15 protein-coding genes are annotated in these 15,891 nt (G+C 63.6%); 3 read left to right on the top strand and 12 right to left on the bottom strand.

What is annotated here, in order from left to right:
- The first annotated feature begins 171 nt into the window (after positions 1–171).
- Positions 172–765, top strand: a complete 594-nt coding sequence (locus AC097R_RS00255; RefSeq protein WP_479595521.1) for a nucleoside/nucleotide kinase family protein — start codon at positions 172–174, stop codon at positions 763–765.
- Between the two features lie 240 nt (positions 766–1,005).
- On the opposite strand, the gene AC097R_RS00260 is transcribed toward AC097R_RS00255, so the two are convergent.
- From AC097R_RS00260 to alr, 11 genes are all read right to left on the bottom strand, one after another.
- Complete coding sequence (locus tag AC097R_RS00260) at positions 1,006–2,589, bottom strand: methyl-accepting chemotaxis protein (RefSeq protein WP_479595522.1); 1,584 nt, start codon at positions 2,587–2,589, stop codon at positions 1,006–1,008.
- 9 nt (positions 2,590–2,598) lie between these two features.
- Positions 2,599–3,126, bottom strand: a complete 528-nt coding sequence (locus AC097R_RS00265) for an Lcl C-terminal domain-containing protein (protein ID WP_479595523.1) — start codon at positions 3,124–3,126, stop codon at positions 2,599–2,601.
- Positions 3,126–4,112, bottom strand: coding sequence for a substrate-binding domain-containing protein (locus AC097R_RS00270; RefSeq protein ID WP_479595524.1), 987 nt, complete (start codon positions 4,110–4,112; stop codon positions 3,126–3,128). The genes AC097R_RS00265 and AC097R_RS00270 overlap by 1 nt, the downstream gene beginning before the upstream one ends.
- Positions 4,113–4,318: 206 nt before the next feature.
- Positions 4,319–5,323: a lipopolysaccharide heptosyltransferase II gene (waaF, locus tag AC097R_RS00275; protein WP_479595525.1), complete on the bottom strand. Its 1,005-nt coding sequence runs from the start codon at positions 5,321–5,323 to the stop codon at positions 4,319–4,321.
- Complete coding sequence (locus tag AC097R_RS00280; RefSeq protein WP_479595526.1) at positions 5,313–5,519, bottom strand: zinc-finger domain-containing protein; 207 nt, start codon at positions 5,517–5,519, stop codon at positions 5,313–5,315. The genes waaF and AC097R_RS00280 overlap by 11 nt, the downstream gene beginning before the upstream one ends.
- A gap of 5 nt (positions 5,520–5,524) precedes the next feature.
- Positions 5,525–6,463 carry a branched-chain amino acid transaminase gene (locus AC097R_RS00285; protein ID WP_479595527.1) on the bottom strand — a complete coding sequence of 313 codons (939 nt, stop codon included), beginning with the start codon at positions 6,461–6,463 and terminating at the stop codon, positions 5,525–5,527.
- Positions 6,464–6,513: 50 nt separating this feature from the next.
- Positions 6,514–6,900, bottom strand: coding sequence for a glycerate kinase (locus AC097R_RS00290; protein ID WP_479595528.1), 387 nt, complete (start codon positions 6,898–6,900; stop codon positions 6,514–6,516).
- 57 nt (positions 6,901–6,957) lie between these two features.
- A complete protein-coding gene (locus tag AC097R_RS00295) occupies positions 6,958–8,745 on the bottom strand; it encodes a methyl-accepting chemotaxis protein (protein ID WP_479595529.1) in 1,788 nt (595 codons plus the stop codon).
- Between the two features lie 78 nt (positions 8,746–8,823).
- Positions 8,824–10,191 (bottom strand): DNA repair protein RadA, encoded by a 1,368-nt coding sequence (gene radA, locus AC097R_RS00300; protein ID WP_310342686.1) that lies wholly within the window; start codon positions 10,189–10,191, stop codon positions 8,824–8,826.
- Between the two features lie 143 nt (positions 10,192–10,334).
- Positions 10,335–11,555: an HD-GYP domain-containing protein gene (locus AC097R_RS00305; RefSeq protein WP_479595530.1), complete on the bottom strand. Its 1,221-nt coding sequence runs from the start codon at positions 11,553–11,555 to the stop codon at positions 10,335–10,337.
- Complete coding sequence (gene alr, locus AC097R_RS00310) at positions 11,552–12,646, bottom strand: alanine racemase (RefSeq protein WP_479595531.1); 1,095 nt, start codon at positions 12,644–12,646, stop codon at positions 11,552–11,554. The genes AC097R_RS00305 and alr overlap by 4 nt, the downstream gene beginning before the upstream one ends.
- A 126-nt stretch (positions 12,647–12,772) precedes the next feature.
- Between alr and lplT the strand changes: the two genes are divergently transcribed.
- The gene (gene lplT, locus AC097R_RS00315; RefSeq protein WP_479595532.1) at positions 12,773–14,056 is read left to right on the top strand and encodes a lysophospholipid transporter LplT; all 1,284 of its coding nucleotides are present in this window, start codon (positions 12,773–12,775) and stop codon (positions 14,054–14,056) included.
- Positions 14,057–14,059: 3 nt separating this feature from the next.
- On the opposite strand, the gene AC097R_RS00320 is transcribed toward lplT, so the two are convergent.
- On the bottom strand, positions 14,060–15,298 hold the full coding sequence (locus AC097R_RS00320; RefSeq protein ID WP_479595533.1) for a GGDEF domain-containing protein: 1,239 nt from the start codon (positions 15,296–15,298) through the stop codon (positions 14,060–14,062).
- Positions 15,299–15,404: 106 nt separating this feature from the next.
- On the opposite strand from AC097R_RS00320, the gene AC097R_RS00325 reads away from it, so the two are divergent.
- A complete protein-coding gene (locus AC097R_RS00325; protein WP_479595534.1) occupies positions 15,405–15,890 on the top strand; it encodes a glutathione peroxidase in 486 nt (161 codons plus the stop codon).
- Position 15,891 lies beyond the last annotated feature (1 nt).

Below are 15,891 nucleotides of genomic sequence, written 5' to 3' on the forward strand. Positions count from 1 at the left end.
GACCTTGTTTTGGGCTGGAATGTCGGGGGTGAGCCCCCCGGGGAATTACGCTGTCGGTCACGGCGTGGATGGACTATAGTTCTTTTCATCTACTTAAATCAAGTTGCTTTAGTTATGGAAAACCCTAACCCATTGGTACTTTTTTTACCCCCTGTTGATACCGTGCAGCGCATGGCCGGGCTACTGGCCACGGGCCGGCGCAACGTCGTGGGCATCGTGGCCCCGCCGGGGGCGGGCAAGTCCACCCTGGCCCAGGGGTTGGCCGCCCATTTCGCCCCGCACAGCCAGTACCTGCCCATGGATGGTTTTCACTTGGCGCAGGCACAGCTGGAGCGCCTGGGTCGTGCCCAGCGCAAGGGCGCACCGGACACGTTTGACAGCGCAGGGTTTGTGGCGCTGCTACAGCGCGTTCGCCAGCAGGTGCTGGGCGATGCCACCATCTATGGGCCGGACTTCCGCCGTGCCATCGAGGAGCCGGTCGCGGGCGCAATTGCCATCGAGTCCCACATACCGCTGGTGATCACGGAGGGCAACTACTTGCTGTTGGAGGACGACGGCTGGGCTGGCGCACGTGCTTTGCTGGATGAGGTGTGGTACCTGGACGTGGAGCCCGAGCTGCGCCACGCGCGCCTGCTGGCGCGCCACATGCAGTTTGGCCGCAGCCGTGAAGAGGCGCTGGCCTGGATGGCGCAGACCGACGAACCCAATGCAAAACGCATTGAGGCAAGCCGACACCGGGCCGATTGGGTTATCGCGGAGGGCTAAACGCCCAAAAAGTTCAGCGGCGGTACAAAAACCACGATTTATTTACAAAAAAGATCGCAAATTCACCCGAATGGGGGATACCGCTTTCGGTTTGCAACGCCTAAAGTTCAACCCAGCTGCTGTCACAGTTCACAAGGATCGAAGAGAAACCACCAATAGGTTTCCTTCAACAGGTTCCAACGACGTCCCTTCGGGGACTTTACAAAGCCACCTTCGGGTGGCTTTTTTTTGTGCGCAGTTTTACGCCGCCAGCAAGCGCGGCATTTCCTGCAGCATACCCGTAACGGCTGGGAGCCTGAAAACGCTGACCGAATCCACCAAAGCAGTGGATTGGTGGCGCAAATCCATGGCCGAAGCCGCCATTTGCTCCACCAGGGCGGCGTTTTGCTGCGTCACCCGGTCCAGCTCGCCAATCGCCTCCCCCACCTGGGCCACACCGTCGCTTTGCGCCTGGCTGGCGGCGCTGATCTCGCCCACCAGATCGGTCACGTGCTGGATGGCGCTGACCACGTCGCCCATGGTGGCGCCCGCCTGGTCCACCAAGGCCGAGCCCTGCTGCACGCGCTGCATGCTCTCGTTGATGAGCTTTTTGATCTCTTTGGCGGCATCGGCACTGCTGCCCGCGAGCGAGCGCACCTCGCTGGCCACCACGGCAAAGCCGCGGCCATGTTCGCCGGCGCGTGCCGCCTCCACCGCTGCGTTCAGCGCCAGGATATTGGTTTGGAAGGCAATACCGTCGATGACGCTGATGATGTCGCCAATCTTTTTGGAGGACTGGTTGATGCCCTCCATGGTCTGGATCACCTGCGCCACGGTTTTGCCCCCGGCCATAGCCACCTCGGTGGCATTCAGGGCCAGCTGGTTGGCCTTTTTGGCGTTGTCGGCATTTTGGCGCACCGCGTCGTTCAGTGCCGCGGTAGACGCGGCCGTTTCTTCCAGCGAGCTGGCCTGGCGCTCCGTGCGCGCCGACAGGTCGTTGTTGCCCTGGGCGATCTCTGCGCTCACCGTCGCGACACCCTCGGAACCACTGCGCACCGTGGCCACCACCTGCACCACGCTCGCCTGCATGGCCTTCAGTGCGGCCAGCATCAGCGCGGTTTCGCTGCGGCCTTCGCATTCAATGTCCTTGCGCAGATCGCCCTCGGCCACATCGCGCGCGATCTCCACTGCGCGGTTGATCGGATGGGTAATGGCCTTGGTCATCAGCCAGGCCGCCACACTGCCCGCCACCAAGGCCAGCACCACGGTGACGAAGAACACAGCAATGCTGCCCTCGTAACGCTGGTTGGCCTCGGTGTACTGGCCCTCCACATGCTGCAACTGCAGCGCCATCAGCGTGTTCAGCTCTTTCACCACTGGGGTCACCATGTCGTCCAGGTTCAGCATGACCAGCGACACCTTGTAGCGGTCGCCCTTGTCCAGCGCCTCCACCAGCTCAGCCAGCGTGGGTTGGGCCTTCTCCAGCAGCGCGTTGATGCTGGCAATGCCCTTGCGCTCGTCCTCGGTCTGTGCGTGCGCGGTGTAGGTGGCCCACGCTGTGGCCGCCGCGGCCAGCCCCTGGCTGACCTTGGTGTGGGCGGCCTTGGGCTCCAGGCCGCCCAGTGCCACCTTGTTGGCGCTGTCCAGCACCTCTACTTTGTAGGTGTCGGCAATGCTGGTGAGCTGGCGCAGCGGGATCAGGCTGTCGGTGTAGATGGCGCGGATGGACTGGTTGGTGTTTTTGGCGATGAAGGCGCCAAACAGCGCCACCAGGGCCACCACGCCGATCAGGGCGCCAAACGAGAGGGCCAGCCGGGTGGCGATGCGGATGTTGTTGGCGTGCATGGGGGTCCTTCAATCGGCAAAGCGCACCAGCCGGGCCTGGAATTCCTCGACCTTGCTGTCATAGATGATTTCACCGCGGGCGTATTTCAGGCCCCAGGCGTAGTCGGCCAGTTGCTCGTAGCTGGAGCTGGACCACAGGTAGCTCGCGTCGTTGTCGCCAAACCAGCGCGCATTGACCGCGGGACCACTGCAGTTCAAGTCCACCAGGGTCAGTAGCTCGATATAGCTGGGCAGGCGCCAGCGTGACGCCGCGCCCTGCCCCGAAGAGGGGGGCGGGGTCATGGCCGCCTGCCAGCTCATCTTTTTGGCGGCCCCCGTGCACTGCTGGGCGGCAGCATCCCACTGCTTGCCAACCAGGCAGCGCTGCCACACCAAGTGCGAACCGGGGTCTTTGACCTCCGCCCCCTGGCTGCCCGCCACCTCCTGGTACAGCGTGTCGGGCTTCGTGGGCTTTTTGTCGCACTTGGCCCAGGCGGCCAGCGAAACAGTGCCTGTCAACACGGCGAGCGCGACGGTCGAAACAATTGGGTGGCGCATCATTTTTTCCCCCAGCAAAGTTGTGTGCCCGCTGCGACGTCCTTGCTTTCCACACCCGGCACGGCTGTGCGTGTGATCAGGTTGACGCCGGTGTCCACATAGCCCGTGGTGCGCCGCCCGGTGCGGGCGTACTCCACGCCGGCATTTACGCCTTTGGCCGCCATGCGCAGCGGGTACTGCTGCGAGGTGGCCGCAATATGGCCCAGCGCCACATCGGCCACGCCGCTGCAGCCGCCGTCGACCGACACCACCAGCACGCCCTGTGCCTTGCCGCGCGACACCAGCGCCTCATGGGCGCCGGCAGCGGCAGGCTCGTTGATGGTGTAGACCACGTTGATGTCGGGGTACTTTTGCAAGCAGGCTTGCATCGCCGCGCGCGCCTTGCCCTGGTCGGCAAAACTATCGGCCTGGCAGACCACGGCCTTGTCGGTGCCCAGCTCCAGGCTCACCGCGTCAGGCGCCGGCAGGCCAAACCCGCGCATAAAGCCGTTGTGCCGCTGCGCGCCCACCGGGTGGCCGGGAAACAGGTCCAGCGTCGCAATGCGCGCGGGCGTGGCGCCCAGCGCGGCCTTGGCGTATTGCCCAATCAGCACGCCAGCCTGGTAGTTGTCGGTGGCAAACAGCGCATCGGCCCCGTCAATCGGGCTGTCCAGCGCGATCACCTGCACGCCACTGGCCTGCACCTTTTTGATGGCCGGAATGACCGCATCGCCGTTGGAGGCGATCAGGATGGTCTTGACCCCGGCCAGCGCCATGCGGTGGATGGCAGCAATCTGGCTGGCGGTGTCACCGTCCTGCGTGCCCGCGGCCACCAGCAGGCGGGCGTCGAGCTTGCGGGCCTCGGCCTTGGCGCCCTCTTTCATCTTCACGAAGAAGGGGTTGGTGTCGGTTTTGGTGATGAGGCCGATGAGAACCGGGGTTTGCGGTTGGGCTGGTGCCGTTGCCAGCGCCAGAACGGCCAGCAGGCAGAGTGTTTTGTAGTGCATGTCTTTCCGTCCGAATACGGTTGCCAACGGGTCCCAAAGCACGCCGGCCTCGGGAATCTGCGGGAAAGTGTAGTTCGACGGAAAAGTAAATCAATAGGTTTTAATTAATACAAACCCTTAGATTGGCACAAAAACTGGCCCTCAAGAATGTCCGAGCATTTACCTATCTAAACAGGCTCTAGTCCCCGTAACCATTGCGCGAGAAGCTACAAATACGATAGCACTTTGGCCGGTGCAATGTCCACCAGGCAACGCGTGTGGCCCAGCGGGCACTCGCGGGCAAAGCACGGCGCACAGTCCAGCGGGGGCTGGTAGCTGGGGTCATTCTTGAGCCAGAGCACGGTAGCCCGCTCGCTGAGCGGAGGCGTGTGCAGCGGGCTGGACGAGCCAAACACCGCCACCTGTGGCACGCCAAAGGCGGCGGCCACGTGCATGAGGCCGGAGTCGTTGCTGACCATGGCTTTGGCCGAGGCAATCAGCGCAATCGCCTGGTCCAGCGTGGTTTTGCCCGCCTGGTCGCGGCAATGCCCGGGCTGCTTGGCGTTCACCGCACTGGCGATCTCAGCGCACACCTCGGCATCTTTGCCCGAACCCAGCAGCAGCACGGGCAGCGCCAATTGGCTTGCCAGCGCGGCAAAGTGGGCGGCCGGCCAGCGCTTGGCCGGGCCGTATTCAGCACCAGGTGCCAGCACATAAAAACCCTGGGCCAGCAGGCCCTGCGCGGCCAGCGCGCTATTTGCTGCGCCGGGAGCCAGTTGCAAATGGGGTTGGTCCGTGTCCAGACCCGCTTCACCGCTCAGTGCGGAGTAGAACGCCACCATGGGCGGGCGTTCGCCCTCGGGCGGATTCGGCAGGCGCTGGTTCAGCAGGCCCCAGCGGGTCTCGCCGGAATAGCCCACGCGCTTCGGCGTACCAGCCCACCAGGGGATCAGGGCGCTTTTGAGGGAGTTGGGGCAGACGTAGGCGGTGTCAAAACGGCCCTGCAGCGCCTTGGCCATTGCGCGGCGGGCGGTCCATTGCAGGCCACCGTGGGCAAACGGAAATTCAATGACCTCGGCCACCTGGGGCATGGCGCGGTACACCGGCGCCACCCAGGGCAAGGCCCCAACGGTGAGTCGCTCACCACGCGCCGCCAGGCGGCGCATGAGCGGCTCGGTCATCACCGCGTCCCCAATCCATTGGGGCGCGATGACCAGGGCGCTAGTGGCCACCGCCGAAGTGTTCGCCGTCTTTCAGCTTGTACACCGTGCCGCAATAGGGGCACTTGGCTTCACCGGTGTGCGCCACGTCCAGGTAGACCTTGGGGTGGGTGTTCCAGGTCTTCATGTCGGCCAGCGGGCTGGGGCAGAACACGCCGCCCTGGTGGTTCAGGTCTTTGGCCAGCAGTTCAATTTTTGCGTTTGTCATGGGTCTCAGACTTTCGTGAGCCAGTGGGCGTATTTCGGATTGCGGCCGTTGACGATGTCAAAGAACGCCGTCTGGATTTTTTCGGTGATCGGGCCGCGCGAGCCGCTGCCGAGTTCAATGCGGTCCAGCTCGCGGATAGGCGTCACTTCAGCAGCCGTGCCGGTGAAGAAGGCTTCGTCGGAGATGTACACCTCGTCACGCGTGATGCGCTTTTGCACGATCTCCAGGCCCAGGTCCTTGGCGATATGGAACACGGTGTTGCGGGTGATGCCGTTCAGCGCACCGGCCGAGAGGTCGGGCGTGTAGATCACGCCGTTCTTGATCACAAAAATGTTCTCACCCGCGCCTTCGGACACAAAGCCCGAGCTGTCCAGCAGCAGCGCTTCGTCGTAACCGTCGTCGGTGGCTTCCATGTTGGCCAGGATGGAATTGGTGTAGTTGCTCACCGCCTTGGCCTGCGTCATGGTGATGTTGACGTGGTGGCGGGTGTAGCTGCTGGTCTTCACGCGGATGCCGCGCTTCAGGCCTTCTTCGCCCAGGTAGGCGCCCCAGGGCCAGGCGGCCACCATCAGGTGGATGGTGTTGCCCTTGGGCGAGACGCCCAGTTTCTTGTCGCCGATCCAGGTCAGCGGGCGCAGGTAGCCGGACTCCAGCTTGTTCTCGCGGATCACGGCGCATTGCGCTTCGTTGACTTGCTCTTGGGTGAAGGGGATCTTCATGCGCAGGATCTTGGCGCTGTTGAACAGGCGCTCGGTGTGCTCCTGCAGGCGGAAGATGGCCGGGCCATTCACGGTGTTGTAGGCACGCACGCCCTCGAAAGCGCCGCAGCCGTAGTGCAGCGTGTGGCTCAGCACGTGGATCTTGGCGTCGCGCCACTCCACCATCTGGCCATCCATCCAGATTTTTCCGTCGCGGTCAGACATGGAGGAAGGAAGTACGCTCATCGTGGGTGTCCTTGTAAGGGGTGGGTCGCAAAGATTGCAAACCGTTGATTTTACGGTCGGGTTAGCTCCCAGCTTTGCAGCTTGCCGCCCAGAAACACGCACAGCACGCTGGCCTGCGAGCCATCGGTCCAGCGAAAGCGCTCGGGCTGCGTGTCTTGGGGCGACTCCAGCTGGCCCAGCGCACGCGTCATGGCCACCACGTGCAGCAGCGGCAGGCCAGGGCGCAGCTTGGAATGCAGCATGACGGCGCTGGCCACATAGCCGATGGGGCGGTTGGCCGCGCGCTTGAGCACCTGCAGCATGCGGGTGAAATGCAGCAGCTGCCACATGACCAGGGCGCCGAGTGCCAGCGCCAGGCCGGGCCAGCCCCAGGCGCGGTAACCCGCCACGGCCAGCGCAAGGCAGCCCAGGGGCAGCAGAATGGATTGAAAGTTCATACGCGGATTTTCGCAGCCCGCAGGCTCAGCGCGGCCGTGACCTACGGACACTGCAGATCAGAACGTTTCCCAGTCGTCGTCACCACCGGCGGGTGTCGTGGCTTTGGCGGGTTTGGGCGCGGCCACCTGCAAGGCAGGGCGTGGCTTGGGCGCCAGCGCTTTGGGTTTGGCCGCCAACGCGGGGGCAGCAGCGCGGGGAGCCAAGGCAGGCACGGGGCGCTTCAGGGCCGGGGCGATGCGCGGCGGCGCCTTGTGCGGCGCCCTGGGAATAGGGGCAGCCACGCGGGGCGCGGCCAGCTGGTGGTCCAGCTTGAAGGCCGCCACCACCTGGGCCAGGCGCTGGGCCTGGTCCTTCATGCTGCTGGCCGCTGCCGCGGACTGCTCCACCAGAGCGGCGTTTTGCTGTGTCATCTGGTCCAGCTGGCCCACGGCCAGGTTCACTTCGGCAATGCCGTCGGACTGTTCGGACGCGGCCGCGGTGATCTCGCCCATGATGTCGGTCACGCGCTGCACCGAGCTCACGATTTCGGTCATGGTCTGACCGGCCTGGGCCACCAGCGTGGCGCCACCGTCCACCTTCTCGACACTGGTGTTGATGAGGGTTTTGATTTCCTTGGCCGCATCCGCACTGCGGCCCGCCAGGCTGCGCACTTCGCTGGCCACCACGGCAAAGCCGCGGCCCTGTTCACCGGCCCGCGCAGCCTCTACCGCCGCATTCAGCGCCAGGATGTTGGTCTGGAAGGCGATGCCGTCGATCACGCTGATGATGTCGCTGATCTTGCGGGAGCTGGCGTTGATGTCGTCCATGGTGGAGACCACCTGGCTGACCACCGCACCGCCGCGCTGCGCCACCTGGGCGGCCGACGCGGCCAGCTGGTTGGCCTGGCGCGCCGATTCGGCGGACTGTTTCACCGTGGAGGTGAGCTGCTGCATGCTGGAGGCGGTCTTCTCCAGGTTGGAGGCAGTCTGCTCGGTGCGGTTGGCCAGGTCCTGGTTGCCGGTGGCGATTTCTTCGCTGGCCAGCGCAATGCTGTCGGTGCCACGGCGCACATCGGACACCAGGTGCACCAGCTGGTCCTGCATGTGTGCAATGGCACGCATCATCTCGCCAAACTCGTCGCCACGGTCTACAGGCACCTTCACACTCAAATCACCGGAAGCAATTTTTTCGGCCACGGCGATGGCGTCTTTTAGGGGTTGGCGAATCTGGCGGATCAGCACCAGCGTGCCCACCACCAGCAGCACCAGCAAGCACGCGACCAGACCCCGCGAGACCCAGGCATTGACTTCCCGCTCCGCCTGAAAACCTTCGTTCAAGATTGCGGTTTTGCCTTTTTGCAGATCGCTGAATTCCTGCAAGGACTTCACATACTTGTCGACTCCAGGCTGCAGGTTGGTCTTCAGTTCGGCAGCTGCTCCGGGCTGGTCGCCTGCGGTCTTGAGATCGCGAATCTTGGCCAAAGACACCAAGGCAACTTTGCGCTCTTCGCCAATGCGGTCAAACAGGGTTTTCTCCGCCGCGCTCAGGCCACTGGCTTCCACCTGCTTCTGAATCTCGGTGATGCGTGCGCTGGCCGTGGGGATTTGGGTTTTGAACAGCTCGTCTACCGCGGGGTCGGCGGTGGAGGCGGTTGCGATGATGCGGGTGAGCTGGGTTTCCACCTGGCCCGACCACTGCAGGGCCAAATTGATTTTCTCGTTCTGGGCCGCAAAAGCGGTGTCCGCGCGTGCCTGCAAGGCAGTGGAGCGGCCCGTAGCAAACATCAGAGTGAACACCAGCAAGGCCATCACAAGTGCGACGAAAACCCAGAGTTTTGCGCCCAAGGTCAGGTGGGTGGATTTCATGCAGAGTTCCCTCGTTGTTGCAGCCTTGCATCTTATCCACCCTGCCGCCCCCTGTGCAGGGAAATCCGCGGTGCGGACTCAGCCCAGCCCACGCACCACGTTCATGGCCTCCTCCACCCGGTCCACGGCGTGGATGGTCATGCCTTCGATGGGCTTCTTGGGTGCGTTGGCCTTGGGCACCACGGCCACGCTGAAGCCCAGTTTGGCGGCTTCTTTCAGGCGCTCCTGCCCGCGCGGCGCGGGGCGCACCTCGCCGGCCAGCCCCACTTCGCCAAACGCGATAAAGCCCTTGGGCAGCGGCTTGCCGCGCAAGGACGAGGTGATGGACAGCATGACCGCCAAGTCGGCTGCGGGCTCGCCAATGCGCACACCGCCCACAGCGTTGATGAACACGTCCTGGTCCATACACGCCACGCCGGCGTGGCGGTGCAGCACGGCCAGCAGCATGGCCAGGCGGTCTTTGTCGAGGCCCACCGACAAGCGGCGCGGCGACGGGCCACCACTGTCCACCAGTGCCTGGATCTCCACCAGCAGCGGGCGCGTGCCTTCCAGCGTCACCATCACGCAGCTGCCGGGCACGGGTTCGGCGTGCTGGCTCAGGAAGATGGCGCTGGGGTTGCTCACGCCCTTGAGGCCTTTTTCGGTCATGGCGAAGACGCCAATCTCGTTCACCGCGCCAAAGCGGTTCTTGATGGCGCGCACCAGGCGGAACTGGCTGTGCGTGTCGCCCTCGAAGTAGAGCACCGTGTCGACCATGTGCTCCAGCACGCGGGGGCCGGCCAAGGCGCCTTCTTTGGTGACGTGGCCGACCAGCACGATGGCCGTCCCACTGGCCTTGGCGGCGCGTGTCAGGTGGGCCGCGCACTCGCGCACCTGGGCCACCGAGCCCGGCGCGCTGGTGAGCTGTTCGGAATAGACGGTCTGGATGGAGTCAATCACCGCGACATCGGGGCGGTGGGCCTCGAGCGTGGCGAGGATTTTTTCGAGCTGGATTTCGGCCAGCACCCGCACCTGGCTGTGGTCCAGCCCCAGGCGGCGCGAGCGCAGCGCCACCTGCGCCCCGCTCTCTTCGCCGGTGACATACAAGGTGTTTTTGCCCGAGCGCTGCAGCGAATCCAGTGCCTGCAGCAAGAGCGTGGACTTGCCAATGCCGGGGTCTCCACCGATGAGCACCACACCGCCCTCCACCATGCCGCCGCCCAGCACGCGGTCCAGTTCCTCGTGGCCCGTAGGGGTGCGCTCCACGTCAGACGCCTCGATGTCGGACAGCACCGCCACCTCGGCCGTCTTGGCCAGCGAGGCAAAGCGGTTTTTGGCCGGCGCGTCGCTCTGCGCCACGGATTCGATCAGCGTGTTCCAGGCGTTGCAGTGCGGGCATTTGCCCAGCCATTTGGGGCTGGTGCCACCACATTCGTTGCAAGAGAAGACAGTTTTTTCTTTGGCCATGGCGGGATAATACTGTATATATTCACAGATACCAAGCAGCAACCCCGACTCAAATTGCTCCTGATTTAGGAGCTGCTCGCGCACTATCTACGGGGGCTAGAGGTTGTTTTCATGCCAAAACAATGGGCCAGGGGCTCCGGCCGCTAAACCCGGATCCGCTCTCGCGCTTGGCGCACTTTGTCGCCATTGATGGTGACGCGCACCTTCTCGAAGTTCACCGCGGTGGCGATGGCGTAGGCAGGCTCGGTGGCGGTGTTGTGCCCTACGTATTTGACGAGCGGCATACCGTCCTTGTCGAGAATGGGCACAACCCAGGGCGTATTGGCGCGCTCGCCGCGCTGCACCGACACCGCCGTCTCGCCATTGGCCAACTGCATATAACTGCCCGGCGGGTAAAACCCCACGGCCTGCGCCATGGCCGAGCTCACCCCCACGATTTCACCCTCGGCGCCCATGACCATGGACTTCACCGCCTTGACCGGCGCAAACGACATGCGTGTCTTGCGCGCCGCCATGCGTGCCACAAAGCCGTCGGCCAGGTGCAGCAAACGGCGACTGGCGAAGTTGCGCGCCATGGCCTTGGGCGAATCCGGGGCATGGTGCCAACGCACGATGTCCAGCACGTCGTCGTCATCCACCCCAAGGCCGACCAGAATGTCCACGCTGCGCCAGGGATGGTCGGCAATCAGCGTGCGCTGCTCCGGCGTCAAAGGCTCGCTCTGGCGTGTGAGCGAATCCTGCTCGCGCGCCATGCCAATGTTCATGGTCAGCGCGGCGCGACGCAGCGTCTGGCGCTGCAACGGGTCCAGTCCCAGTTTCTGTCCCGCCAGTTCACAGACCACACCACACAGCAGCGCATTGGTGGCGCAGTAACCCAGGCTGCTGTCGGCCAGCGCCTGGAACAGGCAAAACAGGCTGTCATCGACATCGGCCTGCAGCAGGGCCTGGCATTTGCGTTCCAGCCCGGCCAGGCGTGGCAGCGGGTTGATCCCCAGTCCACCCTGGTAGAGCACGCCGCGCAGCACTTCCTGAATATCCAGCCAGCCGCCACTGAACTGCTGCCCGACCACGTAGTCGCGCTCCAGAATGGTGCTGGGCATGGACGCGGTGGCAATGGTGAGGATGTCCACCCCATCGCGCAGCATCTGGTGCACCATGCGCTCATAGGCTTGTTGCCAGGCCATGCCCTCAACTGCCGTGGAGCAGGCTTCATGGTCATGCAACTTGTCGCGGTGTTGGGCGGACAAGATGGGTTGCCCCTTGCGCAGCAACAACTGGCCGGTGGTGCCACTCCATACGTCCACGGGCAAAGGTTTGCCCACCTCCAGCATGGAGATGGGAATAGGGATGGTATTTTTGTTCAATCGGCCACCACCACCGGCACGCGCGGCGCCAGCCCGCACATCAACTCGTAACCCACGGTGCCGGCACAAGCCGCCACCTCGTCAATCGACAACACCGCGCCATTGGCCGCGCGGCCCCAGAGCGTGACCTCGCTGCCCATGTGCGCCTCGGGCACAGGGTCCAGGTCCACGGTGATCATGTCCATGCTGACCCGGCCCACGGTGCGGGTGCGCACGCCGTCCACCAGCACAGGCGTGCCGGTGGGGCACAGGCGCGGGTAGCCATCGGCGTAGCCGCAGGCCACCACGCCAATGCGCATCGGCTTGTCGGCCACAAATGTAGAGCCGTATCCGACGCTAGCCCCCGTATTTATTGCGCGGGCAGCTATGATTTTTGCAGCAAGCGTCATGCTGGGCTGCAAATCCCACTGGGCGGCGGTGTGCTCGGGGTAGTCGGGTGCGCTGCCGTAGACCGCAATGCCGGGGCGCACCCAGTCAGACACCAGGCCCGGGGCGGAATGGCGCAGCGTGGCCGCGCTGTTGCTCACCGTGCGCTCGCCCGGCAGGTCATCGGTGGCGGCCTTGAAAACGGCCATCTGCGCAGCAATGCCCTTGGCGCCGTCGGCGTCGCTGAAGTGGGTCATCAGCGAAATCTCGTCCACCTGCGGCAGGGCGTTCAACCGCGTCCAGGCCGAGCGGTATTGCTCGGGCGCAAAGCCCAGGCGGTTCATGCCCGAGTTCATCTTGAGGAAGACCCGGTGCGGCTCGTTGGTCTTGTGGATGGCCAGCATGTTGATCTGCTCTTCGCAGTGCACTGTATGCCACAGGCCCAGACGGGAGCAAAGCTCTAGGTCGCGCTGGTCGAACACGCCCTCTAATAAGAGGATGGGGCCGCGCCAGCCCAGGTTGCGCACGCGCTGGGCCTCGTCCAGGTCCAGCAGGGCAATGCCATCGGCGCCGCGCAGGCCGTCAAACGCACGCTCGATGCCGTGGCCATAGGCATTGGCCTTGACCACCGCCCAGACCCGCGCATCGGGCGCGGCGCGGCGGGCGGTTTCCAGGTTGTGGCGCAGCGCCTGGGTGTGGATGGTGGCGTGTATGGGGCGTGGCATGGCAGTGGCAGAGAGAGGGAGTGCGAAGATTTTGACATTGGCCGCCGTGCTATAACCGCAGCACGTTTGGAGACCTACAACAATACCTGACGCATTAGCCACGCTAATGTGCCCTACTCCCCACCCATGAAACGCGGTTTTTACACCATCATGTCAGCGCAGTTTTTCAGCTCGCTGGCCGACAATGCTTTGTTTGTGGGTGCGGTGCAGTTGCTACGCAGTGCAGGCGCCCCCGAGTGGCAGCAAGCGGCGCTGGTGCCCATGTTTGCACTGTTTTATGTGGTGTTGGCGCCTTTTGTGGGCGCATTTGCCGATTCCATGCCCAAGGGCAAGGTGATGCTGATCAGCAATGGCATCAAGGTGGTGGGCTGCCTGATGATGTTGTTTGGCACGCACCCGCTCATGTCCTACGCCATCGTAGGCCTGGGCGCCGCGGCCTATTCGCCGGCCAAATACGGCATCCTGACCGAGTTGCTGCCCGCCTCCCAATTGGTCAAGGCCAATGGCTGGATCGAGGGGCTGACGATTTCTTCCATCATCCTGGGCGTGCTGCTGGGCGGCCAGCTGGTCAGCCCCGGCATTTCCACGGCACTGCTGTCGTTTGACTTTCCGCTGGTCAACACCAGCATCGACACCCCGCCCGAAGCTGCAATCTCGGTGCTGATCTTTGTCTACCTGGCCGCGGCCTGGTTCAACACCCGCATCCCATTGACTGGCGCCAGCATGCGTGCCTTGCCCAAGAACCTGCTAACGCTGTTGCCCGATTTCTGGAAATGCAACGCCAAACTGTGGAAAGACCGCCTGGGCCAAATCTCGCTGAGCACCACCACGCTGTTTTGGGGTGTGAGCGGCAATCTGCGCTACATCGTGCTGGCCTGGGCCTCGGCGGCGCTGGGCTACAGCGTCACGCAGGCGTCGGCGCTAGTGGGCGTGGTGGCCATAGGTACCGCCGCGGGGGCGGTAGCCGCCTCCATGCGCATGCGGTTGGAGCACGCCACCAATGTGATTCCCCTGGGCATTGCCATGGGCCTGCTGATTCTGTTCCTGAACTTCATCACCAATGTATGGGTGGCCGCGCCCTTCCTGATTTTGCTGGGTGGCCTGGGCGGCTTTTTGGTCGTACCCATGAATGCGCTACTGCAGCACCGTGGCCACAATCTGATGGGCGCGGGCCGCTCCATTGCCGTACAAAACTTCAACGAACAGGCCTGCATTTTGGGTCTGGGCGCGTTTTACAGCCTGTCCACCGGCATGGGCCTGTCGGCCTTTGGCGCCATCACCGTGTTTGGTGTGGTGGTGGCGGGCTTCATGTGGTGGATCAAACGCTGGCATGCGCGCAACTGCCGCGACCATGCTGCGGTGCTGGAGCACCTGCTGGCCATTGCCCGCAACGACAACCTGCACGGCTAGACGCTAGGCGCGCAAGCCGACCCGGGCGCTGAGTTCGGACGACTCTGGCGCGGCATATTCCACCCGATCCCGACCCAGCTGTTTGGCCACGTACAGGGCCCGGTCGGCGGCGGCATAAATACTGTCTACCGTGCCGTGCTGGTCGCGCACCAGACCGCTAACCCCAAAGCTGGCCGTCACCGGCACCCGCAGATCCTCAATCACCAGCGGCGCCGAACGCAACAGGGCGCGCAGCTTCTCGGCCACGGCCAGCGCGCCGTCGCGCGAGGTGTCGGGCAGCAACACGATGAACTCTTCGCCGCCCAAACGGGCCACCGTGTCGGTGATGCGGATGCCGCCGCGCAGCAGCGCTGCCACCTGCTTGAGCACGGCGTCACCGACGGGGTGACCATACTGGTCGTTGATTTTCTTGAAAAAATCCAGGTCCACCATGATGAGCTGGGTGTCGCAGGGCGCACGCGCCACGCGGGCCAGCTCCATATTCGCCATGCGCATGAATTCGCGGCGGTTGTACAGGCCGGTCAGCGTGTCGTGGTCCGCCAGAAAGGCCAACTCTTGCTGCTGTGCCATGAGCGCGGTATTGCTTCGGCTCAACTCTCGGCGCAACAACACCGCATGCGAATACTGGCTCCAAACCATGACGGAGGCCAGCAGCGCCAACCCTGGGGCGATGAAGGCAATGATGTTCAGACTGGGCAGGTGCAGTGGGTCAATGGGCGCACGGCCCAGCATGAAGGAGAACACCAGGCAAGTGCCCAAGTACAGTGGCACCGAGATGCCCGGACGCATGAGTCCGATCACACCGAACATGATGCAGATCATCATGAAACTGGACAACCCGGCACCTGCGTTGGCCACGAGATCAGCAATGGTGATGGTCGCCCCAAAATAGAAATAACCCGCGGAAACGGCGGTCTGCAGCACGACGGCGGAGACGGTGGCGCGTCTGGGATGCTTCAAGGTCATGTGGGCCAGCCCGCCGGTGACGACCACAAATACGCAAACAACGACGTGGGCCCACATCACGTTAGCGGCCCAGACCGCCATCTCCGGGTGGTCCGGCGGCGCCACATAGTGCAGCAGGAACAGCGCCAGCCCCGCATGCAGAGGGGCCGTCAGCACCGCCACCCAGCGATAGCGCCGCAACGACTCCAGCGTGCCCTCACCCTGCACCAGGTCGTATTCCTTTTTCTTGGACCGCATCCATTGCACACTTCGGTGGTACCAGGGTGTGTAGTTCACCGCGCCTCCTCTTTGCATGGAATCTTCCCAGCAAAATCCGACTCTTACAAGCGCTTTCTCTCCACCTGTTAAGGTGACATACCTCACATCTGCAAAGGATTCCGCCATGGCGACCGTGTACGACTTTGAAGCCCTGCAAATTTCCGGCAAGCCAGTCGCGTTGCGGCAGTTTGAGGGCAAGTCCCTGCTGATCGTGAACACGGCCAGCGCTTGCGGCTTCACGCCCCAGTTTGCCGGACTGGAGGAGTTGCACAAGACCTATGGCGACAAGGGCCTGGTGGTGCTGGGCTTTCCGTGCAACCAGTTCGGCGCGCAGGACAAGGGCAGCAACGACGAAATCTCCGAGTTCTGCCAGCTGAACTACGGCGTGAGCTTCCCCATGATGGCCAAGATCGACGTGAACGGCGGCGAGGCTCACCCGCTGTACCAATGGCTGGTCAAGGAGGCTCCAGGCTTTCTGGGAACCAAGGCCATCAAATGGAATTTCACCAAGTTCCTTATCGGCAAAGACGGCCAGGTGCTCAAGCGGTATGCGCCTACGGATACGCCAGCTAGTTTGGCCAAGGACATTGAGGCAGCGCTAGCCGCCTGAC

The organism is Rhodoferax sp. ZS1R25 (assembly GCF_056521335.1).